Origin of the sequence: Citrobacter sp. LUTT5, assembly GCF_009905315.1 — a bacterium.
In the GTDB taxonomy this organism is placed as follows: Bacteria; Pseudomonadota; Gammaproteobacteria; order Enterobacterales; family Enterobacteriaceae; genus Citrobacter; species Citrobacter freundii.
This window is the reverse complement of record NZ_CP047606.1, coordinates 2,539,010-2,565,320: the sequence shown is the minus strand read 5'-3', so window position 1 is coordinate 2,565,320 and position 26,311 is coordinate 2,539,010. Positions and strand designations below refer to the sequence as shown.

Annotated in this window: 27 protein-coding genes; 15 read left to right on the top strand and 12 right to left on the bottom strand. The window is 50.2% G+C overall.

The features are described 5' to 3' along the window. Position 1 precedes the first annotated feature (1 nt). From GUC46_RS12245 to GUC46_RS12235, 3 genes are all read right to left on the bottom strand, one after another. On the bottom strand, positions 2-619 hold the full coding sequence (locus GUC46_RS12245; RefSeq protein WP_086538957.1) for a DMSO/selenate family reductase complex B subunit: 618 nt from the start codon (positions 617-619) through the stop codon (positions 2-4). 10 nt (positions 620-629) lie between these two features. After that, entirely contained in the window at positions 630-3,068 is a 2,439-nt protein-coding gene (gene ynfE / locus GUC46_RS12240; protein ID WP_016150220.1) for a selenate/tellurate reductase subunit YnfE, read from the bottom strand. A 148-nt stretch (positions 3,069-3,216) separates the two neighbouring features. Continuing rightward, complete coding sequence (locus GUC46_RS12235; protein ID WP_096890173.1) at positions 3,217-3,525, bottom strand: DUF1161 domain-containing protein; 309 nt, start codon at positions 3,523-3,525, stop codon at positions 3,217-3,219. A gap of 102 nt (positions 3,526-3,627) precedes the next feature. Here GUC46_RS12235 and GUC46_RS12230 point away from each other — a divergent pair, with 102 nt between their 5' ends. After that, positions 3,628-4,338 carry a YnfC family lipoprotein gene (locus GUC46_RS12230; protein WP_003843601.1) on the top strand — a complete coding sequence of 237 codons (711 nt, stop codon included), beginning with the start codon at positions 3,628-3,630 and terminating at the stop codon, positions 4,336-4,338. Positions 4,339-4,345: 7 nt separating this feature from the next. On the opposite strand, the gene speG is transcribed toward GUC46_RS12230, so the two are convergent. Together speG and GUC46_RS12220 are read right to left on the bottom strand one after the other, a co-directional pair. Further along, a complete protein-coding gene (gene speG / locus GUC46_RS12225) occupies positions 4,346-4,906 on the bottom strand; it encodes a spermidine N1-acetyltransferase (RefSeq protein WP_003032379.1) in 561 nt (186 codons plus the stop codon). Positions 4,907-4,941: 35 nt separating this feature from the next. After that, entirely contained in the window at positions 4,942-5,283 is a 342-nt protein-coding gene (locus GUC46_RS12220) for a DUF1283 family protein (protein ID WP_003032382.1), read from the bottom strand. 153 nt (positions 5,284-5,436) lie between these two features. Here GUC46_RS12220 and GUC46_RS12215 point away from each other — a divergent pair, with 153 nt between their 5' ends. The 5 genes from GUC46_RS12215 to GUC46_RS12195 all read left to right on the top strand — a co-directional run bounded on the left by GUC46_RS12215 (position 5,437) and on the right by GUC46_RS12195 (position 11,181). Further along, positions 5,437-5,763: a YnfA family protein gene (locus tag GUC46_RS12215; protein WP_003032384.1), complete on the top strand. Its 327-nt coding sequence runs from the start codon at positions 5,437-5,439 to the stop codon at positions 5,761-5,763. A 107-nt stretch (positions 5,764-5,870) separates the two neighbouring features. Further along, entirely contained in the window at positions 5,871-7,085 is a 1,215-nt protein-coding gene (gene rspA / locus GUC46_RS12210) for a starvation-sensing protein RspA (RefSeq protein ID WP_130714664.1), read from the top strand. 13 nt (positions 7,086-7,098) lie between these two features. After that, positions 7,099-8,118 carry a Zn-dependent oxidoreductase gene (locus GUC46_RS12205; protein ID WP_003032388.1) on the top strand — a complete coding sequence of 340 codons (1,020 nt, stop codon included), beginning with the start codon at positions 7,099-7,101 and terminating at the stop codon, positions 8,116-8,118. 52 nt (positions 8,119-8,170) lie between these two features. Beyond that, a complete protein-coding gene (locus GUC46_RS12200) occupies positions 8,171-9,550 on the top strand; it encodes an MFS transporter (protein WP_044712387.1) in 1,380 nt (459 codons plus the stop codon). A gap of 164 nt (positions 9,551-9,714) precedes the next feature. Next, a complete protein-coding gene (locus GUC46_RS12195; RefSeq protein WP_058842648.1) occupies positions 9,715-11,181 on the top strand; it encodes a mannitol dehydrogenase family protein in 1,467 nt (488 codons plus the stop codon). A 75-nt stretch (positions 11,182-11,256) separates the two neighbouring features. Here GUC46_RS12195 and ydfZ read toward each other — a convergent pair whose 3' ends face one another. The 3 genes from ydfZ to ydfG all read right to left on the bottom strand — a co-directional run bounded on the left by ydfZ (position 11,257) and on the right by ydfG (position 13,171). Further along, on the bottom strand, positions 11,257-11,460 hold the full coding sequence (ydfZ, locus tag GUC46_RS12190; RefSeq protein WP_003032393.1) for a putative selenium delivery protein YdfZ: 204 nt from the start codon (positions 11,458-11,460) through the stop codon (positions 11,257-11,259). A 191-nt stretch (positions 11,461-11,651) separates the two neighbouring features. Then, positions 11,652-12,338: a GntR family transcriptional regulator gene (locus GUC46_RS12185; RefSeq protein ID WP_003032396.1), complete on the bottom strand. Its 687-nt coding sequence runs from the start codon at positions 12,336-12,338 to the stop codon at positions 11,652-11,654. Between the two features lie 86 nt (positions 12,339-12,424). Then, the gene (gene ydfG, locus GUC46_RS12180) at positions 12,425-13,171 is read right to left on the bottom strand and encodes a bifunctional NADP-dependent 3-hydroxy acid dehydrogenase/3-hydroxypropionate dehydrogenase YdfG (protein WP_003032398.1); all 747 of its coding nucleotides are present in this window, start codon (positions 13,169-13,171) and stop codon (positions 12,425-12,427) included. Between the two features lie 137 nt (positions 13,172-13,308). Here ydfG and dcp point away from each other — a divergent pair, with 137 nt between their 5' ends. From dcp to GUC46_RS12165, 3 genes are all read left to right on the top strand, one after another. Continuing rightward, positions 13,309-15,354, top strand: coding sequence for a peptidyl-dipeptidase Dcp (gene dcp, locus GUC46_RS12175; protein WP_130714663.1), 2,046 nt, complete (start codon positions 13,309-13,311; stop codon positions 15,352-15,354). A 288-nt stretch (positions 15,355-15,642) separates the two neighbouring features. Continuing rightward, on the top strand, positions 15,643-15,861 hold the full coding sequence (locus tag GUC46_RS12170; protein WP_003836310.1) for a hypothetical protein: 219 nt from the start codon (positions 15,643-15,645) through the stop codon (positions 15,859-15,861). Positions 15,862-16,058: 197 nt separating this feature from the next. Beyond that, positions 16,059-16,985 (top strand): diguanylate cyclase, encoded by a 927-nt coding sequence (locus tag GUC46_RS12165; RefSeq protein ID WP_086529227.1) that lies wholly within the window; start codon positions 16,059-16,061, stop codon positions 16,983-16,985. Between the two features lie 283 nt (positions 16,986-17,268). Here the strand turns inward: GUC46_RS12165 and mgtS are convergent, their stop codons facing one another. Further along, positions 17,269-17,364: a protein MgtS gene (gene mgtS, locus GUC46_RS12160; protein WP_003032406.1), complete on the bottom strand. Its 96-nt coding sequence runs from the start codon at positions 17,362-17,364 to the stop codon at positions 17,269-17,271. A 486-nt stretch (positions 17,365-17,850) separates the two neighbouring features. On the opposite strand from mgtS, the gene urtA reads away from it, so the two are divergent. The 5 genes from urtA to urtE are packed head-to-tail and all read left to right on the top strand — an operon-like array spanning position 17,851 to position 23,318. Continuing rightward, positions 17,851-19,122, top strand: coding sequence for an urea ABC transporter substrate-binding protein (gene urtA, locus GUC46_RS12155; RefSeq protein ID WP_130714662.1), 1,272 nt, complete (start codon positions 17,851-17,853; stop codon positions 19,120-19,122). Positions 19,123-19,165: 43 nt separating this feature from the next. Next, entirely contained in the window at positions 19,166-20,740 is a 1,575-nt protein-coding gene (gene urtB, locus GUC46_RS12150) for an urea ABC transporter permease subunit UrtB (RefSeq protein ID WP_160180229.1), read from the top strand. Continuing rightward, positions 20,740-21,813 carry an urea ABC transporter permease subunit UrtC gene (gene urtC / locus GUC46_RS12145; protein ID WP_160180227.1) on the top strand — a complete coding sequence of 358 codons (1,074 nt, stop codon included), beginning with the start codon at positions 20,740-20,742 and terminating at the stop codon, positions 21,811-21,813. Before urtB ends, urtC begins: the two co-directional genes overlap by 1 nt. Continuing rightward, positions 21,813-22,610, top strand: coding sequence for an urea ABC transporter ATP-binding protein UrtD (gene urtD / locus GUC46_RS12140; RefSeq protein ID WP_003836306.1), 798 nt, complete (start codon positions 21,813-21,815; stop codon positions 22,608-22,610). The genes urtC and urtD overlap by 1 nt, the downstream gene beginning before the upstream one ends. Before the next feature lie 9 nt (positions 22,611-22,619). After that, entirely contained in the window at positions 22,620-23,318 is a 699-nt protein-coding gene (gene urtE / locus GUC46_RS12135; protein ID WP_054528371.1) for an urea ABC transporter ATP-binding subunit UrtE, read from the top strand. A gap of 43 nt (positions 23,319-23,361) precedes the next feature. Here the strand turns inward: urtE and ydeE are convergent, their stop codons facing one another. Next, positions 23,362-24,549, bottom strand: a complete 1,188-nt coding sequence (ydeE, locus tag GUC46_RS12130; protein WP_130714660.1) for an efflux MFS transporter YdeE — start codon at positions 24,547-24,549, stop codon at positions 23,362-23,364. Between the two features lie 198 nt (positions 24,550-24,747). Here ydeE and eamA point away from each other — a divergent pair, with 198 nt between their 5' ends. Continuing rightward, a complete protein-coding gene (gene eamA / locus GUC46_RS12125) occupies positions 24,748-25,647 on the top strand; it encodes an O-acetylserine/cysteine exporter (protein WP_102190900.1) in 900 nt (299 codons plus the stop codon). A 30-nt stretch (positions 25,648-25,677) separates the two neighbouring features. On the opposite strand, the gene marB is transcribed toward eamA, so the two are convergent. Together marB and marA are read right to left on the bottom strand one after the other, a co-directional pair. Further along, positions 25,678-25,896, bottom strand: coding sequence for a multiple antibiotic resistance protein MarB (marB, locus tag GUC46_RS12120; RefSeq protein WP_003032422.1), 219 nt, complete (start codon positions 25,894-25,896; stop codon positions 25,678-25,680). A gap of 30 nt (positions 25,897-25,926) precedes the next feature. Then, positions 25,927-26,310: an MDR efflux pump AcrAB transcriptional activator MarA gene (gene marA, locus GUC46_RS12115; RefSeq protein WP_003032424.1), complete on the bottom strand. Its 384-nt coding sequence runs from the start codon at positions 26,308-26,310 to the stop codon at positions 25,927-25,929. Between the last annotated feature and the right edge of the window lies 1 nt (position 26,311).

Here is a 26,311-nt window from a genome sequence, read left to right as displayed (position 1 = left end):
TTTACACCTCCTTTGGATTAGCCAGAAAACCCGTGGTATCCCCGGTCGGGCGGCAATTGGCGTTTGGTTTGATCACAATACTCGGTCTGGTGAAGTGCGCACTCGGCAGCGGGGCGACGGCTGCCAGATCACCATATTTTTCGCGCAGCTCATCAATGGGACCGAAGTCCAGCGCACGCAGCGGACAGGACTCGACGCAGACAGGCTTTTTGCCGTCTGCCACGCGTTCATGACAGCCATCGCACTTGGTCATATGCCCTTTGGCGGCATTGTACTGCGGTGCGCCGTACGGACAGGCCATGTGGCAGTAACGACAGCCAATACACACATCTTCATCAACGACCACAAAACCATCATCACGTTTATGCATAGCCCCGCTGGGGCAAACCTTGGTACAGGCCGGATCTTCACAGTGGTTACAGGCAATGGAGAGGTAGTAGGCGAAAACGTTCTGTCGCCAGACGCCGTTGTCTTCCTGCCAGTCACCTCCGGCGTATTCGTAAATCCGGCGGAAACTGACGTCGGGCGTGAGATCCTTGTAGTCTTTGCAGGCCAGTTCGCAGGTTTTGCATCCGGTGCAACGACTGGAATCAATAAAAAATCCATACTGAGTTGTCATGGGTTAGTCCTTAAACCTTCTCGATTTCGACCAGATTAGTGTGCTGTGGGTTGCCTTTTGCCAGCGGTGAAGGGCGCTGTGTTGTCAGCGTATTGACGCAGGCGCCATGATCAATTTTGTCGCCGGTCATATCGGCATCGTGCCATGCACCCTGGCCCATTGCGCTGACGCCAGGCAGGATCCGCGGCGTCACTTTGGCCGCAATACGTACTTCACCGCGGTCGTTAAAGACCCGCACCATATCGCCATTTGCAATACCACGCTTTTGGGCATCGACAGGGTTGATCCACACTTCCTGACGGCAGGACGCCTGCAGAACATCGATATTGCCGTAGCTGGAGTGCGTACGGGATTTGTAATGGAAGCCAAACAACTGCAGCGGAAATGCGCTGCGTTTCGGATCATCCCACCCTTCAAACGTAGAGGCGTAGACGGGAAGCGGGCTAATTACTTCGTCCTTTTGCAACTCCCAGGTGTTGGCTATTTTCGCCAGTCGACTGGAATAAATTTCAATCTTTCCGGACGGTGTTTTGAGCGGATTGGCCTGCGGATCGTCGCGGAATTTTTTATAAGCGACAAAATGCCCGTTAGGGTCTTTACGTTTATAGATCCCCATTTTTTTCAGCTCGTCATAGGAAGGCAGCGCGGGGTCTTTGGCCAGCATTTTTGCATACAAATACTGGAGCCACTGTTCCTGAGTACGGCCCTCCGTAAAGCGTTGATAGATATCATTGCCAAGGCGTTTGGCGACTTCGCTCATTATCCAGTAGATCGGTTTACGCTCGAACTTCGGTGACGTCGCGGGTTGAATAAAAATGAGGTATCCCATGTTGCCCGCATAGTCGTTAGGAATAATGTCTTCCTGTTCGACGGTCATTAGGTCCGGCAGCAGAATATCGGCATATTTGGCCGAGGATGTCATGAAGTTTTCGATGACCACTATCATTTCGCATTTCGTATCATCCTGAAGGATCTCATGCGTTTTATTGATATCTGAGTGCTGATTAGTAATGGTGTTGCCCGCGTAGTTCCAGATAAATTTAATCGGTACATCGAGCTTATCTTTCCCGCGCACGCCATCGCGGGTTGCGGTCATTTCCGGGCCACGAGCGATGGCGTCGGTCCAGCTAAAGCAGGATATCTGGGTCTTGATGGGATTCTCCGGCAGCGGCATGCGTTCAATCGTGATGGTGTAGGTTGATTCTCGTGCACCGCTATTGCCGCCGTTGATGCCAACGTTGCCGGTCAGGATAGGCAACATCGCGATCGCGCGTGAGGTCAGTTCGCCGTTAGCCTGACGTTGCGGACCCCAACCCTGACAAATATATGCCGGTTTTGTGCTGCCGATTTCCCGAGCCAGTTTGATAATGCGATCGGCGGGGATCCCGGTGACATGCGAGGCCCATTGGGGCGTTTTAGCGATACCGTCATCGCCGTTGCCAAGTATATAGGCCTTGTAATGTCCGTTAGCGGGGGCGTCGGCGGGTAGGGTTTTCTCGTCATAACCAATGCAATATGTGTCGAGGAACGCCTGATCGACAAGATTTTCGTTAATCATAACCCAGGCAAGTCCCGCCACGAGTGCGGCATCGGTTCCTGGGCGGATAGGGATCCACTCATCTTCACGACCCGCAGCGGTATCGGTATAGCGCGGATCAATGACGATCATCCGGGCATTAGATCGCTCCCGGGCCTGCTCAAGGAAGTACGTTATTCCGCCGCCGCTCATGCGCGTTTCGGCTGGATTATTGCCAAACATTACTACCAGTTTCGTGTTTTCGATGTCGGATGTGCTGTTGCCGTCATTTGAGCCGTAGGTATAAGGCATTGCTGCCGCGATTTGTGCGGTGCTGTAAGTGCCGTAATGGCTCAGGAAACCGCCATAGCAGTTCATCAGGCGAGCGACCAGCGAGGCATAAGGAGAGGAGCGCGTAATGTTGCCGCCTACAATGCCTGAGGTGTAATTAATATAAACAGCTTCATTACCGTATTTCTCTACGGTATTTTTTAAACTGTCACTGATGGTATCCAGCGCTTCCTGCCAGGTTATACGTTCGAATTTTCCCTCACCACGTTTGCCTACGCGCTTCATCGGATAATTCAGGCGATCCGGATGATTGATCCGTCGGCGGATTGAACGCCCTCGCAGACAGGCACGAACCTGGTGCTGACCATAAAGATCGTCTCCGGTCGTATCGGACTCCACCCATACGACTTCGTCATCTTTGACGTGGAGTTGCAGGGCACAACGGCTGCCGCAGTTTACGGAACACGCGCCCCAAACCACTTTCTCTTCAGCCGGTTGTATCGCCTGTTGTACCGCAGCGGCGGCGGTGCGCATTCCAAAAGGTAATGACAGCCCACCTGCGGCAAGCGCCAGCGAACCGATAGCCGAGGATTTCACTAACGTCCTGCGGCTGATGCCTCCATATTGCTCAGTATCAGACATAACTCACTCCATTATAGTTATCGCTATATATTAATCTCTACAGCGAAATTAATAGCATGCTAATAATGGAGTGAGTTTACCCATTTATGAGTATGTCATCTTAATGCATATCAAACTGGAGTAACCCTCCGCGCACGGAGGGTGAGATTTATTGCGGTTCGGCGACGTGTCCGTCTTGTGCAGATGTGCTATTGGCGGGGGCGTTGCCGCTGTTGGTTCGGGTATAGAGAATTTTGTGCGTATCATTTGCACAATGTCCGACTACCAGTGAGTCAGGTTGATCGGCCTGATCGTTGGGGACAATATTCAGCGTGAAGCTGGATTCAGCAACACCATTATTGATGATGCGCTGTTCGATATCGCTTTTTACGCGTTCGCATGACGCGGGTGCCGCCAGAACCTGCGGGGAAGCGACTACCAACATGATCGCGGCAATTCCTGGTATGTATTTCATCATCAGCTCCTTTATGATCGACTTAAACTAAGATTAGCATTTCTGGTGTAAATAACTGTATTTGCTAATATGATTGAGAATTATCTTCTTATCCCGGTGAAAAATGTGAAGAAACAGACCCTGTTAGGTTTCCTGTGCGTCGTGCTGGTTGGCTGTGATAACGCCAAAGGGCTGGTTTCCTTTACGCCGGAAATGGCCAGTTTTTCCAATGAATTTGATTTCGACCCGCTGCGTGGGCCGGTGAAAGATTTCAGCCAGACGCTGCTCAATGATAAAGGTGAGGTCACTAAGCGTGTCGTTGGTACGCTGTCACAGGAAGGGTGTTTCGATACGCTTGAACTGCACGATATTGAAAACAATACCGGTATGGCGCTGGTCCTGGATGCAAACTACTACCGGGATGCCGAAACGCTGGAAAAACGGATCCGTTTACAGGGCAAATGCCAACTGGCGGAACTGCCTGCGGCAGGAGTGGTGTGGGATACCGACGATAACGGTTTTGTCGTTTCTGCCACGGGGAAAGAGATGAAGGTGCAATATAGATATGATGCGGAAGGCTACCCGCTGGGTAAAACAACCGTTAATAAGGACAATACCTTACAGGTTGATGCCAAACCGTCGGTCGACCCGTTGAAGAAGCTGGATTACACCGCGGTGAGCCTGCTCAACAATCATCCGGTAGGCAACGTCAAACAAACGTGCAAATACGATGAATACGCAAATCCGGTCAACTGCCAGCTCGTTATCGTTGACGAGAGCGTGAAGCCGGCAGTTGAACACCATTACTCAATTGAAAACACCATCGCGTACTATTAGTCAGACTTTATTGAGCGGTAGGTTGCAGCAGGTTAGGACCTGACGTTTTATGTTCTGCCAGATACTGCTGCTGGAAGATACACATACGTATAGTGTTGCGGTATTGGCCGTTGATAAAGAATTCATGAATCAGCTCGCCTTCGACCATAAAGCCAAGTTTACGGTAGATGTGGATAGCTTTTTCGTTCTCTTTATCAACGATCAGATACAGCTTATATAAATTGAGTACGGTGAAGCCGTAATCCATCGCCAGCTTAGCAGCCCGGGAAGCCAGACCTTTGCCCTGATAATCAGGGGAAATAATGATCTGGAATTCCGCCCGTCGGTGCACATGGTTAATTTCAACCAGTTCCACGAGTCCGGCTTTTTCACCGTCGCATTCCACCACAAAGCGACGTTCGCTTTGGTCGTGAATGTGTTTGTCATACAGGTCTGACAGCTCAACAAACGCTTCGTAAGGTTCTTCAAACCAGTAACGCATTACGCTGGCGTTATTATCAAGCTGATGAACGAATCGTAAATCTTCACGCTCCAGCGGGCGCAACTTAACACTGAGGGCGCTAGTCATATCGTATCCTTTCAATATCCTTCAAAGTGCAATAATTATGGGGCAACGGTGCGGCCAGTACGGCGGTCAAGGCAGCGCAGTGTGTTAGGTTCCCAGTACGCATTAATATTAGCGCTCTGTTCGCATTTATCACGGCTATCAAAGGCTGTATCGGCTTTGTCCCACTCTTTCTCTGCACGTTTGTTGACTTTCTGGCGAAGCTGACGCGTATCGTTCCATTGTTCCTTTTCCATTGCTGCTTGTTGACGACTTTGCGCACTGTCCCCGGATTCAATGACCAGTTTACTGGTTTCAGCAAATGCGGAAGAGGTGTACACAGCCGCAGCCAGCGTCAGCATAGCCGTCAGGCACAGGCGTTTGGTCAGTGTAATTTTCATGGCGAATTCCTTTTATGGGAAAGGGTAAAAACGATAAAACAGGGTTAAATTCTACACTATTCCGGTTTGCGGGCATACCCACCCGGTGGATATGGATACGCTAACGAGATTCTGTCGTATCATAGTTAAACCGAAGGTAACTGAATAACATCAATGCTTAAGACCACATTTCTTTTTTTCGTCACCGCGTTATGCGAAATCATTGGCTGCTTTTTACCCTGGCTTTGGCTTAAGCGCGGGGCTACAGCCTGGTTGCTGATACCCGCCGGGATGTCACTGGCTTTATTCGTCTGGTTGCTGACACTGCATCCGGCAGCCAGTGGGCGTGTATACGCAGCCTATGGCGGTGTTTACGTGGTGACCGCGCTGCTATGGCTACGCATTGTCGATGGTGTAAAACTCAGTTTGTATGACTGGTCTGGCGCGCTGGTGGCGTTGTGCGGCATGTTGATCATTGTGGCAGGATGGGGGCGCGCATAGCGCCTTTTTTGTGATCAAGCAGAGTTTTTTTGATCTTTATACTTGTATGGTAGTAGCTCAGTTGGGTAAATTTCATGCATCACAAGAACAGATGTAGGGAATAAGAAATGAAGATTGTTGGGGCTGATGTTTTTGTTACCTGTCCTGGGCGTAATTTTGTGACGTTGAAAATTACGACAGAAGATGGGATCAGCGGGCTGGGAGATGCCACGTTAAATGGACGCGAGCTGTCCGTGGCGTCGTATCTGAAAGATCACGTGTGTCCGCAGCTTATTGGTCGCGATGCGCATCGTATTGAGGATATCTGGCAGTTTTTCTACAAAGGCGCGTACTGGCGTCGTGGGCCGGTCACCATGTCGGCAATTTCCGCAGTGGATATGGCATTGTGGGACATCAAAGCGAAAGCAGCCAATATGCCGTTGTACCAGTTACTCGGCGGTGCTTCTCGTGAAGGAGTTATGGTTTATTGCCACACCACTGGCCATACCGTTGATGACGTACTGGAAGATTATGCGCGTCATAAAGAAATGGGTTTTAAAGCGATTCGCGTGCAGTGTGGCGTACCGGGCATGAAAACCACTTACGGTATGTCTAAAGGCAAAGGACTGGCCTATGAACCTGCCACTAAAGGGCAATGGCCGGAAGAACAGTTATGGTCAACGGAGAAATATCTCGATTTCACACCAAAACTGTTTGAAGCCGTGCGCGATAAATTCGGTTTCAACGAACATCTTCTGCATGACATGCATCACCGTCTGACGCCAATTGAAGCGGCCCGTTTTGGCAAAAGCATTGAGCAATATCGTCTGTTCTGGATGGAAGACCCAACCCCTGCTGAAAACCAGGAGTGCTTCCGCCTGATCCGCCAGCATACCGTCACGCCGATTGCGGTAGGGGAAGTGTTCAATAGCATCTGGGACTGCAAACAGCTGATCGAAGAACAATTGATCGACTATATCCGCACCACCATCACCCATGCGGGTGGTATCACCGGTATGCGCCGGATTGCTGATTTCGCGTCGCTGTATCAGGTACGTACCGGTTCACATGGACCTTCCGATCTATCGCCTGTGTGCATGGCCGCCGCGCTGCATTTTGATCTGTGGGTGCCGAACTTCGGCGTACAGGAATATATGGGCTATTCCGAGCAGATGCTGGAAGTGTTCCCACATAACTGGACCTTTGATAACGGCTATATGCACCCAGGAGACAAACCCGGCCTTGGGATCGAGTTTGACGAAAAACTGGCGGCGAAATATCCGTATGACCCTGCATATCTGCCTGTTGCTCGCCTGGAAGATGGCACGCTGTGGAACTGGTAAGGAGTGATTTGCTATGAAAAGTATCGTGATTGAAAAACCGAATACGCTGATTATCGCTGAACGACCGGTGCCAGAACCCTCAGCAGGTGAGGTCAGGGTAAAAGTGAAACTGGCGGGAATTTGTGGTTCAGACAGCCATATTTACCGCGGTCATAATCCATTTGCACAATACCCGCGTGTGATTGGCCACGAGTTTTATGGTGTGATCGAGGCGGTAGGTGACGGCGTTGACCATTCGCGAATAGGCGAGCGGGTGTCCGTTGATCCGGTCATCAGCTGTGGACATTGTTATCCCTGTTCCATTGGTAAACCTAACGTTTGTACATCGCTAGTGGTGCTGGGCGTGCATCGCGATGGCGGTTTCAGCGAGTACGCTGTCGTGCCGGCGAAAAACGCCTGGACGATCCCCGATACTGTGCCGGATGAGCATGCCGTTATGGTCGAACCATTTACCATCGCCGCAAATGTAACCGGGCAAATTAATCCGACAGAAAACGATATTGCGCTGATTTATGGCGCAGGGCCTATGGGACTGACCACTGTACAGGCGCTTAAGCGTGTCTATAAGGTTAAAACCGTAGTGATTGCTGACAGAATCGATGAACGCCTGGCCATGGCGAAGCAGTGTGGTGCAGACTGGGCCATCAATAATAGTCAGCACTCGTTGCAAGAGTTTCTGGTAGAAAACGGGCTAAAACCGACCATCATCGTGGATGCAGCTTGCCATCCATCCATTTTACAGGAGGCTATCACGCTGGCATCGCCAGCCGCGCGAATTGTTCTGATGGGCTTCTCCAGCGATCCTTGTCAGATTATTCAACAAGGTATTACCGGTAAAGAACTGTCCATTTATTCCTCAAGATTAAATGCGAACAAATTCCCGGTTGTGATTGACTGGTTGGTCAATGGACTCATCGATCCTAATCAACTTATTACTCACACTTTTGACTATCACCACGTTACAGACGCAATTGAATTGTTTGAGAAAGATCAGCAGCACTGCTGCAAAGTCTTACTCACATTCACTGAATAATATAAAAACTGCGAGTAAGTGGTACGCATCTTACCTCTTAGAGATAGCCAATATGAATCAAGAAAAACACGAAAGGTCCACGAAAGATCTGGTCAGAGCTGCCGTATCCGGATGGTTGGGTACTGCGCTCGAATTTATGGATTTTCAGTTATATTCTCTGGGTGCTGCACTGGTATTCCATGAAATATTTTTCCCGGAACAGTCTGCCGCCATGGCGCTTATTTTAGCGATGGGTACATACGGTGCAGGATATATTGCTCGTATCGTTGGCGCATTTATATTTGGCAAAATGGGTGACAGCATTGGGCGTAAAAAAGTGCTGTTTATTACCATCACCATGATGGGAATTTGTACGACCTTAATTGGCGTGCTACCAACATATGCACAAATTGGTATCTTTGCGCCTGTTCTGCTGGTGACGCTGCGTATCGTGCAAGGGCTTGGTGCAGGGGCTGAAATCTCCGGCGCAGGCACGATGCTTGCTGAGTACGCGCCAAAAGGTAAACGTGGCATTATTTCTTCACTTGTTGCCATGGGAACCAACTGTGGAACCCTTAGCGCAACGGCAATCTGGGCAGTGATGTTCTTTGCTCTCGACCGTGAGGAGTTATTAGCCTGGGGTTGGCGTATTCCGTTCCTGGCGAGTGTCGTGGTGATGATCTTTGCCATCTGGTTACGTATGAATCTCAAAGAAAGCCCGGTATTTGAGAAAGTGAATGATGAAGAAAACGCTCCGGCATTAAATAATTCGTCAGAAAACACGCTGGCGGCGATGTTTACCAGTAAATCTTTCTGGCTGGCAACCGGCTTACGTTTTGGACAGGCGGGTAACTCAGGGTTAATCCAAACCTTCCTTGCCGGTTATTTAGTGCAAACCCTGTTATTTGATAAATCTATCCCCACTGATGCCTTAATGATCAGTTCGGTACTGGGCTTTATTACAATACCATTGCTTGGTTGGTTGTCTGATAAATTTGGTCGTCGTTTGCCTTATATTATCCTGAATATCTCGGCAATTATTTTGGCTTACCCGATGTTGTCAATTGTAGTGGATAAAACGTATAGCCCGGGTGTCATTATGACGGCACTGATTGTTATTCATAACTTTGCCGTATTGGGATTATTTGCTCTCGAAAATATTACTATGGCGGAAATGTTCGGTGCCCGTAACCGGTTTACGCGAATGGCGATTTCAAAAGAGGCGGGCGGGTTAGTTGCCGTTGGTTTTGGTCCGGTTCTGGCGGGTATTTTCTGCAACATGACCAATTCCTGGTGGCCAATTCTGGTGATGGTCATCGCCTACTCACTGATCGGTCTGATTTCCGCGTTGCTGATGCCAGAAGTGAAAGATCGCGACCTGAGCGTGCTTGAGGATGCTGCCGAGGTGAATAAAGCCGAGAAGGTTCGTTGCTCGGTGACTCAGACAAACTGATACCAGACACTAGCATGGACGGATGTCTCATAGGCTGTCCATGCTATTACACAGCTTTATATGATGTCATACCAATCATAAAAAGCTTAATGCAAATCAAAACATACAACCATACAGGCGTTACTCTGGAACAGTCCTGATTTCATTTATAAGTAGGCCATACCATGCAAAACAAGCTCTTAGCGGCAAAGGCTGCACTTCCTGACTACGATCGTACAAAACTGGTTCCGCGTATTGTTCATCTGGGGTTTGGCGCGTTTCACCGCGCACATCAGGGGGTTTACGCTGACATTTTGGCTGCAGATCACGGCAGTGACTGGGGCTACTGCGAAGTGAATCTGATTGGCGGCGAGCAGCAGATTTTCGATCTGAAACAGCAAGATAATCTGTATACCGTTGCAGAGATGTCTGCTGATGCCTGGACTGCGAGAGTCGTGGGCGTGGTGAAAAATGCATTGCATGCGCAGGTTGATGGTCTGGAAAGCGTACTGGCAGCGATGTGTGAACCACAGGTCGCGATCGTTTCCCTGACCATAACGGAGAAAGGATACTGCCATTCTCCGGCGACCGGTCAACTGATGTTAGACAATCCAATGATTGCCGCCGATCTGCAAAACCCGAAACAGCCAAAAACTGCGCCAGGCGTAGTGGTTGAGGCTTTGGCACGCCGCAAAGCGGCAGGTTTAGCCGCCTTTACTGTGATGTCCTGCGACAACATGCCTGAAAACGGTCATGTAATGCGTAATGTTGTCACCGCGTATGCCAGAGCAGTGGATGAAGAACTGGCTGCGTGGATCGAACAACATGTGACGTTCCCGTCGACTATGGTTGACCGAATTGTCCCGGCAGTTACCCCAGAGACACTGGACAAAATTGAACACATCACTGGCGTACGCGACCCGGCAGGTGTGGCATGTGAGCCGTTCCGTCAGTGGGTTATCGAAGATAACTTTGTCGCCGGTCGCCCTGAATGGGAGAAGGCAGGTGCGGAGCTGGTGGCAGATGTCATTCCGTTTGAAGAGATGAAACTGCGTATGCTCAACGGCAGCCACTCTTTCCTGGCTTATCTTGGTTATCTGGCCGGTTATCAACACATTAATGATTGTATGGATGATGAAAACTATCGTCTTGCTGCTCGTGCGTTGATGTTGCAGGAACAAGCACCCACGCTGAAAGTAAAAGGTGTTGATCTACAACGTTATGCCGATCTGTTAATTGAGCGTTACAGCAACCCGGCACTGCGTCATCGTACCTGGCAGATCGCTATGGACGGAAGCCAAAAATTGCCGCAGCGTATGCTTGATTCCGTTCGTTGGCACATTGTAAACGGCAGTCACTTTGATTTACTGGCGCTGGGCGTGGCGGGCTGGATGCGCTACGTCGGCGGTGTGGATGAGCAGGGCCAGGCGATTGAAATTAGCGATCCGCTGTTGCCCGTGATCCAGAATGCGGTGCGTAGCAGTAACGAGGGCGAAGAGCGCGTTCGGGCGCTGCTGGCGATCGATGCTATCTTTGGTCGTGAACTGCCGCAGGTTGAATTGTTCAAAAACCAGGTTACACAAGCATATCTTGCTTTACTGGCTGAAGGGGCGAAGGCGACGGTTGCGAAGTATGCAGCAAAACTGAAGTAACGAAGATTATGTTTTATGTCGCCATCTGGCTTTCAACGGGCCAGATGGCGCTGTGTTTTCTGGCATTCACACCAATTAGTTCATGCCTAAACGAATCAGCTCGAGGGGGGCATATTTGCCTTCACACCCTTCGATTTCCACTGTTTTTCCGCGGCGAATCTGCTCAGCGGTCAGGCCATCGGTATCTATCGCTGTAATGCGGCCTGTGAGCCCGGTGTCGCTGATCATGACGCGGCTGCCAGTGGTGATTGCGTTACGGTTACGATCGTATGTTTTCATGGTGTTTTCTCCTTTCCAACTTACCGTCAAAGCCCGTGGGCTTTTAGTCCCACGTAACGGGCGCAATATAAATACGCTTCTCGTTAAGGATTTTTTTTGTTTTCGATCAAAATCACAGCTTTTTTTATGCAGTTATGCAGGAGAGGGTAAAACGCAGGAGAAACTCACCCCGGTGTGAGGCGAGCGTAGTATTAATCTTCGCTGAACCAGTCGCTATTTTCCTGACGAATAAGCTGAACGGACTCACCAATTTCCTGGAGATGGAGCATCATTGCGCGCTCGACCGCATCGCCATCATGTTTCTCAAGGGCGGCAAAGATATCGTGATGCTGGCGTAACAGCATTTCAGGCGGGGAAATATGATCCAGGCTCATATAACGAACGCGGTCAATTGTAGCCTTTATATTCTCAACGGTATCCCAGGCGAGTTGGCACTCGGCGATTAAAGCCAGTTTCTGATGAAACTCATCATCAAGCTGGAAGAAATCATTGATCTGTTTTCGGTCAATTGCTATGCGCTGCTGATGCAAATTTTGTTCAAGCTGATAGCACTGTTGGTCGTTGATCAGCGATGCGGCGCGGCGTACCACGGCACATTCAATCGCCTGGCGGACAAAACAACCATTTTGCACCTGCGACAGCGAAATCTTGTTCACATAGCTGCCACGCTGTGGGCGGATCTGAATCAGACCGTTTTCTGCCAGTTTGATGAATGCTTCTCGTACCGGCTGGCGTGACACATTAAAGCGTACGGAAACCTCTTTCTCAGACAGCGGTGTACCGGGTGCTATCAGACAATGCACGATATCACGGCGAAGAATACGGTAAATCTGTTGATTTACTGGCTGTGTAGGGTTGAGCTGCGTTTCTACGGTCATTCATTCTTACTTTTTAGAGAGTTAACCCGGATATTTTATCACTTCTTTCAGGCTATCTATACCCGGCGCAAGGCCGGGCAGATAAATTAGCTCCGATGAATACTCAGCCCGGCAAAAGACTGTGTGACAGGCATCATTTCAAGGGTGTTGATATTGACATGAGCCGGTAAAGAAGCCACCCACCATACCGCTTCTGTGACATCTTGCGGGGTCAGCGCCGTGGTATTTTCGTAGGCTTTTTCAGCTTTGGCATCATCACCTTTGAAACGGACATTAGAGAATTCCGTACCGCCAACCAGACCCGGTTCGATGTCGGTAACGCGAATGGCAGTGCCGTGTAAATCAGTACGTAAATTCAGGCTAAACTGGCGAACAAATGCTTTGGTCGCACCGTAGACGTTACCGCCAGCGTATGGCCAACTGCCCGCTGTAGAACCGATATTGATAATATGACCGCGGTTGCGTTCAACCATGCCTGGCAGAACGGCACGGGTCATATAAACCAGCCCTTTGTTGTTGGTGTCGATCATATTTTCCCAGTCTTCAACGCTGGCCTTATGGGCAGGCTCAAGGCCCAGCGCCAGACCTGCGTTGTTGACCAGAACATCAATATTGCGCCATTCAGCAGGGAGGGCGTCCAGCATCTCTTCAATTGATGCACGATTACGTACGTCCAGTTGCGCGGTATAGAGGCGGTCACCCAATTCCTCTTTCAGTTCCTGCAGGCGCTCCTGGCGGCGTCCGGTGGCAATAACTTTATGCCCATTCTCAATAAAACGACGCGTAATGCACTCACCAAAACCTGCGGTTGCTCCGGTTACTAAAACGATCATCTCACTGTTCCTCAACGCTTTTTATGTAGTACTACCATAGCACGTCATTTCCGTTCAGAGCTATTCCTGCGTAACGCGATTGCGGTTGATTCCTGGGAAGTCTACTCTGGTAAACAAATCGTTTTCAGGAGTGAAAGATGTCGTTAACGAATCCTTTTTTACGTCACAGCACGTTGCCGTACCAGGCCCCGCAGTTTGATCAGATAGAGGTGCAGCACTATCGCCCGGCGTTCGATGAAGGCGTGCGGCAAAAACGTGCAGAGATCGAGGCGATTGTGCAAAACCCGCAAGCCCCTGATTTTGCCAATACGTTGCTGGCGCTTGAACAAAGCAGCGCTTTGCTGACACGCGTAACCAGCGTTTTCTTCGCGATGACGGCGGCGCACACCAACGATGAACTACAGCACCTTGACGAAGAGTTTTCCGCAGAACTGGCGAGCCTTGCCAATGATATCTATCTCAATGAAGCACTCTTCTCGCGCGTTGACGCTGTCTGGCAACGGAGAGGTTCTCTGAGGCTGGAAAGTGAATCATTACGCTTGCTGGAGGTCATCCACCAGCGTTTTGTACTGGCCGGCGCATGTCTGAATGAGACTGATAAAGCGAACCTTAAAGCGCTCAATACAGAGTCCGCCACGCTGACCAGCCAGTTTAACCAACGGCTGCTGGCAGCGAACAAGTCCGGTGCTCTGGTGGTGGATGATGCACGTTATCTGGAGGGACTCAGCGCTGAGGAAATTGCCGTTGCCGCTGAAGCTGCAAGGGAGAAAGGGCTCGACGCGCGTTGGGTTATCCCGCTATTGAACACGACTCAGCAACCGGCGCTTGCGGCGTTACGCGATCGCCATACCCGTGAAAGTCTGTTCACCCGCGCATGGAAGAGAGCAGAAAACAATGACGCTAACGATACTCGGGCTATTATTCAGCGACTGGTCGAGATCCGGATGCAGCAGGCGAAACTACTCGGTTTTGCCAATTACGCTGCATGGAAAATTGCCGACCAGATGGCAAAAACACCGGAAGCTGCACTGACTTTCATGCGGGCGATTGTTCCTGCCGCGCGAGCTCGGGCGCTAGATGAACAGGCCGAAATCCAGAATGTTATCAATCACGAACAGGGGCAATTTAACGTCGAGGCCTGGGACTGGGCATTTTATGCTGAGCAGGTTCGTCGTGAGAAATATGCTCTGGATGAGGCGCAGCTCAAACCTTACTTTGCCCTTGATACGGTGCTGAACGAGGGCGTTTTCTGGACGGCCAATCAACTCTTTGGCATAAAATTTATAGAACGGTTCGACATTCCTGTTTATCACCCGGATGTTAGGGTATGGGAAATATTTGATCACGATGGTGTAGGTCTGGCGTTATTTTACGGCGATTTCTTTGCCCGGGAATCGAAAAGCGGTGGTGCCTGGATGGGCAATTTTGTTGAGCAATCGCAACTCAATGAAACCCGACCGGTTATTTACAACGTGTGTAATTATCAAAAACCGGCAAAAGGTCAGCCTGCATTGTTATTGTGGGATGATGTTATTACGTTATTTCATGAGTTTGGGCACACGTTGCACGGTCTGTTCGCCACTCAGCGTTACGCCACGCTTTCAGGGACCAACACTCCGCGTGATTTTGTTGAATTTCCTTCGCAGATTAACGAACACTGGGCGAGTCATCCGCAGGTCTTCGCTCGTTTTGCTCGTCATGTTGTTACCGGGGAGCAAATGCCGCAGGCGTTGCGAGATAAAATGCAGCAGGCCAGCCTGTTTAACAAAGGTTACGACATGACCGAACTGCTCAGTGCTGCATTGCTGGATATGCGCTGGCACGGTCTGGAAAATAGCGCGTTATCTCTTTCGGTCGATCAATTTGAACAGCAGGCGCTGGCAGCAGAAGGTTTGGATCTCAAGGCCGTGCCACCACGTTATCGCAGCAGTTATTTTGCCCATATCTTCGGCGGCGGTTATGCCGCGGGTTATTACGCCTATCTGTGGACGCAAATGCTGGCCGATGACGGCTATCAGTGGTTTGTAGAGCAGGGCGGATTAACCCGTGAAAACGGGCAGAAATTCCGCGAAGCGATTTTGTCCCGCGGAAATAGCACTGATTTAGCTGAACTCTATCGCCAGTGGAGCGGACGCGATCCACGAATGGAGTCGATGCTGGAACATCGTGGTTTGAGCGCGTAAGGTTTGTTCAGAGGGGGAAAGTCCTCAATTCAGCTTAGTTAAACAGAATGATGCCGATAAATTCATCATTGTGATGAAAAGGGAATTACGCAGCAGGCCGGATAGCGAAGCGCCATCCGGCCTGCTGCTTACTGTCGCTTCGGGCATCAACAATCGGATGTGATGCCCGTTTATTTGAATTATCTAAGAAAAGAACCCTGCAATTTAACGTCCTTACCGGAAAAAGTTACTTTTACTCTGTGCGACAATCATTGTTCCAAAACATTGAACTTCATAGAGGTCTTAAACATGCCTGAACGTACAGAACTTGTTGATAAAATCGTCCTTAACAGTCTGCAAACCTACTTTGAGAATTGGCCACTGGCGACAGCAGAGGATATTGTAATTTTTATCCTGACCGTAACAACTCTGACGGTAGCATCACTGACACTGGACATTCATAGCTATAAAAAGCTTAAGGCATACACATCAGCTTTCTTATCGGTTTTTATCTATCCGCGAAAATAAAAGGCTCAATGAACCGCGACTAATTTGAGCCAGGTATGAACTGAGTCGGCGATACTCGCTATGCCGCGACCAGTGGCATAGCGCAATGCTATTGTTAATCGCGGCTTATTAATTACTATTAAAAAATTTACATAAATTTTCTTTTTTATCGTTAAGATAATTCCATCAGAAACGCTCGAACAGGGAGAGAGAACGTGATGATGAGAAATACGAAGGAAATAGATGCAATTTTGATTGAGTTGAACAAGTCCATTGATGCCCACTACAAATGGTTAGTGACAATGTTCCGCTGCGTGGTGTCTTCAGATGTTACACAGCCGGATATTGTGGGTGAAAACTCGCATTGTATTTGTCGATTTGGACAGTGGCTTAATAATCAATCGCGGTACAATGAGGATGATTGTAGTTACGTAAGCAAGATAAATGCCACCCACGAAAAGATGCATTTATTAGGCAAGGAGTTGCTATTGGCTATAGTGGAGAAACGTAGTCATTCATGGCATTTCGACAGTTTCCAGGACGCGCTGCTGGCATTTACCTCATCTGTAATGGACTACAAAATATATTTATTGAATATCCGCAGTAATATCGATGTATTAACAGGTTTACCTGGCAGAAGAATGCTCGATGAGTCTTTTGAGCGGCAGTTGCTCGATGCCGAACCGCTTAATCTCTATATATTGTTGTTAGATATCGATCGTTTTAAATACGTTAACGATACCTACGGCCATTTGGTTGGTGACGTTGTATTGCGGGCTCTGGCATCAAATTTATTGTCATGGACGCGATATGATGAGGTGGCGTACCGCTACGGTGGAGAAGAGTTCATTATCATCATCAGAACAAAAACGGACGAGCAGGCATGCCAGGCGGGTTTGAGACTTTGTCGTTTGATTGGTCAGAAAAAAATTCCCTACTCTGATGGAGAGATCGCTATCACGGTAACGGCTGGCATAACCCGGGTTCAACAGGGTGAAACGCTGGATACCGCGCTTGGTCGGGCTGACAGGGCGATGTATCAGGGGAAGCAGACCGGCAGAAATCGCTGTATGTTTATGGATGAAAATGAGCAGATCGCGTTGGTGGACACCAATGACGGGACCTCGTATCCCCTCAGTGCGTGAGTTTTCGAAAACGCTTTGAGGTAGTTGCGTTTCGTTTAACTTTCATTGGGGTTGTTGATGATAGGTTAGCTGACTATCCGTTATCTTCGCAGGGAATTGCCAGATAGCGTATAAAAGCAAAACACAAATCTATCCATGCAAGCATTTACCGCTGGTTTATCCGGCGGTTTTTTTTATCTGTAAATCAGGAAAAAGGTACCACGAGCGCGATTTGGGCAAAAAAATGGCCCCTTGTGCAGCTACGCAACAAGGGGCCGGGTCGGTGCAGGACTATCTCCGTTCATCAATCATCCCATCTGTGGCTAAAATACGCGGCCAGGAAACCGGAAAATAAAATAATTCCCAGAACAGCCATAAAAATATTCATATTACCCAGCATAGTAAATGCTCCTTTATCTGTGAGTTTCCTCTCTTACCTTAAGTTCACCTCGCTTATGACTATAGTAGCAATTCAATCTTAAACAAAGGCTGAACTGTGTGATTATTTCGGCTGAAAAGTAAATTTTTGACATGAGCACGTCGAATAAAATAAATAATAGTGACGAGACACATTTATCTGCGCACAAATAATCCTGTTTTTAAACCCTGAGACGCTGCTATGACAGTGTGCTGCTGACACAGATTGTTGCACGTTTATAATGCAGAGTTGTCTCATGGTGGTTCAATTTTTCCTTTGATTAACCCGTTTGGTGGGAAAATGTAATACTGATTTTTGTGCTCGAGATGCTAATTTATTGATTTTATATGATGTTTTAATATCTGGCATCGTTTTTGCCTTATCACTTCTGAACACCTTTAATTTGCACCGTTTTGTCTGCCCGGCTGCACCGGAGCTTTCAGCAAGTTTAATTTCAGGAGTGAAACTATGCAGCGTCGTACATTTTTAAAAGCTTTTGCACTTTCTGCCTCTGTTGTAGCAATGGGCGTGAGTTTTAGCGTTCAGGCAGCCGACACCATCAAAGTTGGCATCATGCATTCTTTATCCGGCACGATGGCCATATCCGAAACGCCGCTAAAAGATGTGGCGTTGATGACCATCGATGAAATTAATGCTCAGGGCGGTGTGTTGGGTAAAAAGCTGGAACCGGTGGTGGTTGACCCGGCCTCGAACTGGCCCTTATTTGCTGAAAAAGCAAGGCAGTTGCTGAGTCAGGATAAGGTAGCGGCAGTTTTTGGCTGCTGGACATCGGTTTCGCGTAAATCGGTTCTACCAGTATTTGAAGAATTGAACGGTCTGCTGTTTTACCCAGTGCAATATGAAGGTGAGGAGATGTCACCTAACGTCTTCTATACCGGCGCAGCCCCCAACCAGCAGGCGATCCCTGCGGTTGAGTATCTGATGAGTGAGGACGGCGGCAGCGCGAAACGCTTCTTCCTGCTGGGCACGGATTATGTTTATCCGCGCACGACCAACAAAATTTTACGCGCCTTTTTGCACTCAAAAGGAGTTGCCGATAAAGACATCGAAGAGGTGTACACCCCATTCGGACACAGCGATTACCAGACCATTGTCGCCAGTATTAAAAAATTCGCCGCAGGGGGAAAAACGGCGGTGGTATCAACCATCAACGGCGATTCTAACGTTCCATTCTATAAAGAGTTGGCCAACCAGGGCCTGAAAGCCACCGATGTTCCTGTGGTGGCATTCTCCGTGGGTGAGGAGGAGTTACGCGGTATTGATACCAAACCGCTGGTGGGCAACCTTGCAGCCTGGAACTACTTTGAGTCCGTCGATAACGCTGCCAACAAGAAGTTTGTCGCGGATTACCGGGCGTATGCCAAAGCGCACAAATTACCAAATGCTGAATCGGTGGTGACAAACGACCCCATGGAAGCTACGTATGTTGGCCTCCATATGTGGGCGAAGGCGGTAGAAAAAGCCGGAACGACCGATGTGGATAAAGTTCGCGCTGCAATGGCGGGGCAATCCTTCGCTGCGCCATCAGGCTTTACCCTGACCATGGATGCGACCAACCATCACCTGCATAAACCCGTCATGATTGGCGAGATTGAGGGCAATGGCCAGTTTAACGTGGTATGGCAAACCGATGAGCCGGTCCGCGCCCAGCCATGGAGTCCGTACATCGCTGGTAATGATAAAAAATCTGAACAGCCTGTGAAAACCGCCAGCAACTGATCGTGTGCCCTCCTGCGGGAGGGTACCGCTTTGGAGAACGCTCATGAAAGCTATGCGCTTTATTCGTGGTGTGTTGTTGCTGACGTGGTTTTTGCCGTGGATAGCACAGGCATCAGATGCCGATACCTTTACAGCCGCAAATCGAACTCAGCAGGCCGCCTTGCTTGAACAATGGGCGGTGAATCCCGATGTTCAGCGCATCCCGCTGCTCAGCGCGTTGCGAGATGAGAATCTGCTGACTGATAACGCGAAAAATACCTTCATCATGAACGGCTCGCACGCACTACCGTTAGGAACAGCGACAACCCCAAACGGCGAGCTAAAAAAAATTCGCCTGACTAACCGCCTGCGTAATCTGGTGGCAGGAGCGCTGGCTGTCCATCAGCTTTTAAGTGACAGTGTCACGTTAAGGTTAGAGGCAGCTCGTACATTACAGCGTGAGGCACAGCCGGATATGCTGCCGTTTTTACAGCAACGACTGGCTCAGGAGTCAAATGGTGATGTGAAATCCGCGCTGGCTATTGCACTGGCAAATCTGCAGCTGAACAGTTCCTCGCCGGAGGTCAGACGTCAGGCAATCGAACTATTAGGGTCGTCAAATGATCCTGAAACTCAGGCGCGCCTGCAACCATTCACCCGGGCTGAACATGAACCCGATACCCGCGTGCGTGCTGCCGCTGGCGAAAGCCTGAATTCCATCGCGCATCGCATGAAGGTTGGGGACCTTCTTGGACAGGCCTTTATGGGGTTGTCACTGGGCTCAATTTTGCTGCTGGCGGCATTGGGTCTGGCTATAACCTATGGATTACTCGGCGTCATTAATATGGCGCATGGCGAGATGTTAATGCTCGGGGCTTACTGTACCTGGATGGTACAACAGCTGATGAGCCAGTTTTTCCCGCAATGGCTAGCCTGGTATCCGGTTATTGCGCTGCCGGTTGCCTTTTTACTTACCGCGGCGGTGGGAATGCTGCTTGAGCGCGGGGTGATCCGCCATTTATACGGGCGTCCTCTCGAAACGCTGCTGGCGACCTGGGGGATCAGCCTGATGCTCATCCAGTTGGTGCGTATGTCCTTCGGCGCGCAAAACCTGGAAGTCGCCAATCCGGCATGGCTTTCAGGGGGGATTCAGGTTTATGCCAATCTGATTTTACCGTGGAACCGAATTGTGGTGCTTGGCTTTGCCATTCTGGTGCTGTTTTTCACCTGGCTGTTGTTGAATAAAACGCGTCTGGGGCTGCGCGTACGTGCCGTGACGCAAAATCGCAATATGGCGGCCTGCTGCGGCGTACCTACCGGACGCGTCGATATGCTGGCCTTTGGCCTTGGTTCAGGCATTGCCGGGCTGGGGGGCGTAGCGCTCTCGCAGTTGGGCAACGTAGGACCGGAATTGGGGCAAAGCTACATTATCGATTCGTTTCTGGTTGTGGTGCTGGGCGGCGTGGGACAACTCGCCGGGAGCGTGGCCGCGGCGTTTGGACTGGGGATCTTCAATAAAATTCTGGAGCCTCAGGTGGGGGCGGTTCTAGGCAAAATCATGATTCTGGTGCTGATTATTCTGTTTATTCAGAAACGTCCGCAGGGGTTGTTCGCGCTAAAAGGGAGGGTTATTGACTGATGACGATGCCAATGACATTAACGCTGGCGCGTAAAGCGCCACGCGCGACGCGCATCCTGGGGCTGGGGTTATTGCTGGCGTTGATTACTCTGCCGTTTCTTGCGCTGTTACCTGCGGACCATCCGCTGGCTATATCGGTGTGGACGCTAACGCTGGCCGGGAAAATTCTCTGTTATGCCATTGTCGCGGTCGCGCTGGATCTGGTGTGGGGCTATGCCGGCATGCTCTCGCTGGGACACGGTATTTTCTTTGCGCTGGGAGGGTATGCGATGGGAATGTACCTGATGCGCCAGGCCTCTGGCGAAGGATTACCGGCCTTCATGTCATTCCTGTCGTGGAGCGAGTTGCCGTGGTTTTGGTGGGGGACGCAACATTTTATCTGGGCGCTCCTGCTGGTCGTTCTGGTTCCTGGCCTGCTGGCGCTGGTATTCGGTTGGTTTGCCTTTCGGTCAAAAATCAAAGGGGTCTATTTCTCTATCATGACCCAGGCCCTGACGTTCGCAGGAATGCTGCTGTTTTTTCGCAACGAAACGGGTTTTGGGGGAAATAACGGTTTTACCGGCTTTACCACCATTCTGGGATTCCCGGTAACCGCCACCTCAACCCGTATCGCGCTGTTTCTGGCGACGGTCATGCTGCTGGTGCTGGCATTATGGCTGGGACTGGCGCTGGCCCGCAGTAAGTTCGGTCGTATTTTGACTGCCGTGCGCGATGCAGAGAACCGTCTGATGTTCTGTGGTTACGATCCGAAAGGTTTCAAGTTACTGGTGTGGACGCTTTCCGCTGTACTGTGCGGCCTGGCAGGAGCGCTGTATGTTCCGCAGGTGGGGATCATTAACCCCAGCGAAATGTCGCCGACCAACTCGATTGAAGCGGCGATTTGGGTTGCTCTCGGCGGACGTGGAACCCTGATCGGCCCGGTATTCGGCGCCGTGTTGGTGAGCGGTGCGAAAAGCCTGTTTACGGTGATTATGCCGGAATACTGGCAGCTGTTTCTTGGCCTGATCTTTATTGGCGTTACGCTGTTTTTACCCCGAGGGGTAATTGGTCTGTTTCGCAAGGGAGACAAATAATGCAACCAGATGAAGGGCTATTTACTCGCCAGATGCCGGGGGATCGGTTTCGCAACCAGACTGATCCGGTGCTACAGCTGGAAAAAATTAACGTTAACTTCGATGGATTTCAGGCGCTAACCGATCTCACGCTCAATATTGGCGTTGGGGAACTGCGTTGCATCATCGGGCCCAACGGCGCCGGAAAAACGACGTTAATGGATGTCATTACCGGTAAAACCAGGCCGCAAAGTGGTCGTGCGATATACGATCAGTCGACCGACTTAACGACGCTGGATCCCATTGCCATTGCGCGTCAGGGGATTGGACGGAAATTTCAAAAGCCCACGGTATTTGAAGCATTAACGGTGGAAGAGAACCTGGAGCTGGCGCTGAAAAATGATAAATCTGTCTGGGGTTCTCTACGGGCACGACTCTCAGGCGAACAACGGGATCGTATTGATGAAGTACTGGCGCTGTTGCGGCTGGGTAATGAGCGGACCCGCCGCGCCGGTCTGCTTTCGCATGGGCAAAAACAGTTTCTCGAAATTGGCATGCTGCTGGTACAGGAGCCGCATTTACTGCTACTGGATGAACCCGCGGCGGGGATGACGGATGCGGAAACGGAATACACGGCGGAGCTGTTTCGCCAGCTTGCCGGTAAGCACTCTCTGATGGTTGTTGAGCACGATATGGGATTTGTCGAAACCATTGCCGATCGCGTCACAGTATTACATCAAGGACGTGTCCTGGCTCAGGGGAGTCTGCGTGAAGTGCAGGCCAACGAGCAGGTTATTGAAGTTTATCTCGGGCGTTAAGGAGTGCAGATGCTGCAGGTGAAAGAACTCAATCAATATTATGGTGGCAGCCATATTCTACGCGGGGTGAACTTTGAAGCGCGTATCGGTGAGGTGACATGTCTGCTGGGGCGTAACGGCGTGGGGAAAACAACGCTACTTAAGTGTCTGATGGGGCTTATTCCGGCCCGCAGCGGAAGTGTGCTCTGGCAGGAGAAAAATGTCACTCAATGGAAGCCGCATCAGCGGGTCAGGGCCGGTGTGGCATATGTCCCGCAGGGGCGTGATATTTTTCCGCGTTTGACGGTAGAAGAGAATCTGCTGCTCGGCCTTTCCCGTTTTTCAGCACCGGAGGCCCGACATGTGCCGGATGATATTTACGCGCTCTTTCCGGTTTTACAGGAAATGAAGCATCGGCGGGGCGGAGATTTGTCCGGCGGGCAGCAGCAGCAACTGGCGATTGGGCGAGCACTGGCAAGTCGCCCGCAATTGTTGATCCTTGATGAGCCTACCGAGGGGATCCAGCCGTCGGTGATTAAAGAGATTGGTCAGGTGATTTCCCAACTGGCGCATCGCGGCGATATGGCCATTTTGCTGGTGGAGCAGTTCTATGATTTTGCCGAGCAGCTCGCCGACAAATACCTGTTGATGTCGCGGGGCAGCATTATTCAAAGCGGCGACGGTAAAAATATGGAGTCCGAGGGCGTTCGGGGACTGGTTGCTATCTGAGGTATGCGACAGAGCGACTGTGGCTCTGTCGCGAACATAATAACTAGCAGACCGCCGTCTGGCCCCAGGGTTTGGCGCGCATGCCTTTTATCATTAGCGCCCAGGCAAGAACGATCGCCACTATCAGCGCCACAAACAGCGACCAGGGTGGCAATGTGGTTAAAATGACGCCGCTGACTAATGGGTTAACCGCTGCGCCAAGCCAGCCTAACGACTGGGCAGAAAAATAGCTGGCTTTCATGCCTGCTGGGGCGATGTTGTCGATAAGCATGTATTCACCCGGTGCGTAAATGACTTCGCCGATAGTGAAAAAGGCAGCAGAAATTCCCCATAACAACAGACTGTTGCCGGAGAAAGCGAAACCGACCAGGCCAACGACAAAGAAGACTGTACCCATTGTCATTAACGGGCGGATATTCGTGGCGGTGAGCCTGCGACCAAGTGCGTATTGCAGTGATACTACGATGGCGGCGTTAACGGGCAGGACGACTGCCACCACTTTCTCGGCAAAATCGCCGTTTGCAACCACCATAACGTATTGCGAAATACAGGATGCAAAGGCACCGCCAACGAATGATGCCAAAAATGCTGACAGCGTAAACCAGAATAATGCTCTGTCGCGCAGCAGTACTGAAGGGGACCAAACAGCGGCATTTAAACCTTCTGCGGTTGCCGGTGAACGTTTTACCCACGTCTGGATAAACACCAGAGGTAGCGCAGAACAGGCGGCAGCCAGCCAGAACGGCAGGTTAATGCTTTGTATAACCAGCAGCGTGCCCAGCGGCGGACCAACGGTCCAGCCGATGTTCAGCACGGTATAGTTAAGTGAGAAAATTTTCGTTTTGTTGGTCGCAGACAAGTTATCGGCAAACCAGGCTTTCAGCACCGTGGCGAAGACGGAGTAGGCGCAGTTGATCAGGGCAAAGAGCAAAACCACTATCACGACGTTATGCACCAGCGGAATAGCAATAAAGCCGGAGGCAAAGCCGCAGATAGCCAGCAACATATAGCGTTTTTTATCGAACTTGTCGGCCAGAATACCAAAGCCAAGGCTGAAGACGACGCCTATGGTCAGTGCAACCGTCATCGCATAACCGATCAGGTCGACGCTCAGTTGATACTGTCGACTGAGGTAAATCGTCATAAATGGCAGCGTGGCGCCACGACCAATGGTTAATAACAAAGATGACGCAAGTAACGCGAGAGTGGACCTTCTCAGAGAGATATTCATTTTCCTGCCCGACAATGCATGTTGTTATGTTTTTTTTAGATATCAGAAACAAATAGCATGCTAAAAGTGTGATGTACACCCAATAAGTTGTCCGAAAATGCCCTGTGTGGCCTACCTGAATTAATGATCTGTTACGGTACAACGATTTCCGTTACTTTAACTTGTTTACAAAAATTTAATATTTGCAGGGGCGGTGGTATGTCGCGTAAAGACGGGTTATTGGCGTTACTGGTCGTTGTGGTTTGGGGACTGAACTTTGTTGTCATTAAAGTGGGTTTGCACAATATGCCGCCGTTGATGTTGGCAGGGTTACGCTTTTTGTTGGTGGCGTTCCCGGCGATTTTTTTTGTTGCCCGCCCGAAAATTCCGCTTTCGCTTTTACTCGGCTACGGCCTGACAATTAGTTTTGGACAGTTCGCGTTTCTCTTCAGCGCCATCAAATTTGGTATGCCTGCCGGGTTAGCTTCTCTGGTATTACAGGCTCAGGCGTTTTTCACCATCATTCTGGGGGCATTCGCCTTTGGCGAACGTCTGCAGGGTAAACAGCTGGTAGGAATTGCGCTGGCGGTATTTGGTGTGCTGGTACTGATTGAAGCCAGTCTGAACGGTCAGCATGTTGGCATGCTCGGTTTTATGCTGACGCTGGCGGCGGCGCTAAGCTGGGCCTGTGGCAATATCTTTAACAAAAAAATCATGCAGCATACATCGCGTCCGGCCGTTATGTCGTTGGTGGTATGGAGCGCGCTAATCCCCATTGTTCCGTTCTTCCTGGCCTCATTACTTCTCGATGGTCCAGCGCAAATTACCCAAAGTCTGGTGGCGATAGATATGACAACCATTTTGTCACTGGTGTATCTGGCGTTCGTGGCGACCATTGTGGGTTATGGCATCTGGGGTTCGTTACTCGGACGCTATGAGACCTGGCGGGTAGCGCCGCTATCGCTGTTGGTGCCGGTTGTCGGTCTGGCGAGTGCGGCCGTACTGCTGGACGAAACGCTTAGCGGATTACAGCTACTTGGTGCGCTACTGATCATGGCTGGGCTGTATATCAATGTGTTTGGTTTTCGGTTGCGTAAAGTTGCGTCGGTGAAGGGCTAAAAAAAGCCCCGCAGTAGCGGGGCAATATAATTACAGGTTGCGCAGATTGTAATAAGGCACACCTAATTCGTCGGACTTGTCGCTGCCTGCACCCATATGATTAAAATCGAACGGGGACTGATCGTGCGCAGGGGGCATAATCATCGCGTCGCGACTGTTCTGTGTGGCAGGTTGCGCGGTCTGTTCCGCCATGCTCTGACCCGAAACAACAAAAAGCAGGGCCAGCATTGCATAAGACAGAAGTTTCATGATTTCCTCGGTTACGTCGTTAACTGGCGATTAGCAATTACATTGATTGAGTGGAAGCAAATAGCGCGATTCGCCATGCATATTCGTCATACGGTATTTGTGCGGCGGAACATCAAAATAGTTTTTGAATGTCCGGGTCAGCGTCTGCTGAGACTCAAAACCGTAACGCTCTGCCAGATAAAGAATGGGCTCGTTACTCTCTTTTAATTTTTGCGCTATTTCAGTCATTTTACGGCTGCGAATGTATTGACCCAGTGAATGACCGGTTTCTTTTTTAAACATCCGTTGCAGGTGCCATTTGGAGTAACCTGAACGCTCAGACACCTTTTCCAGCGAGAGCGGCGATTCAAGGTTATTTTCGATCCAGTCCAAAATGCTATGAATAGTGATTGTGTCAGTATTGCGTCTGGACATC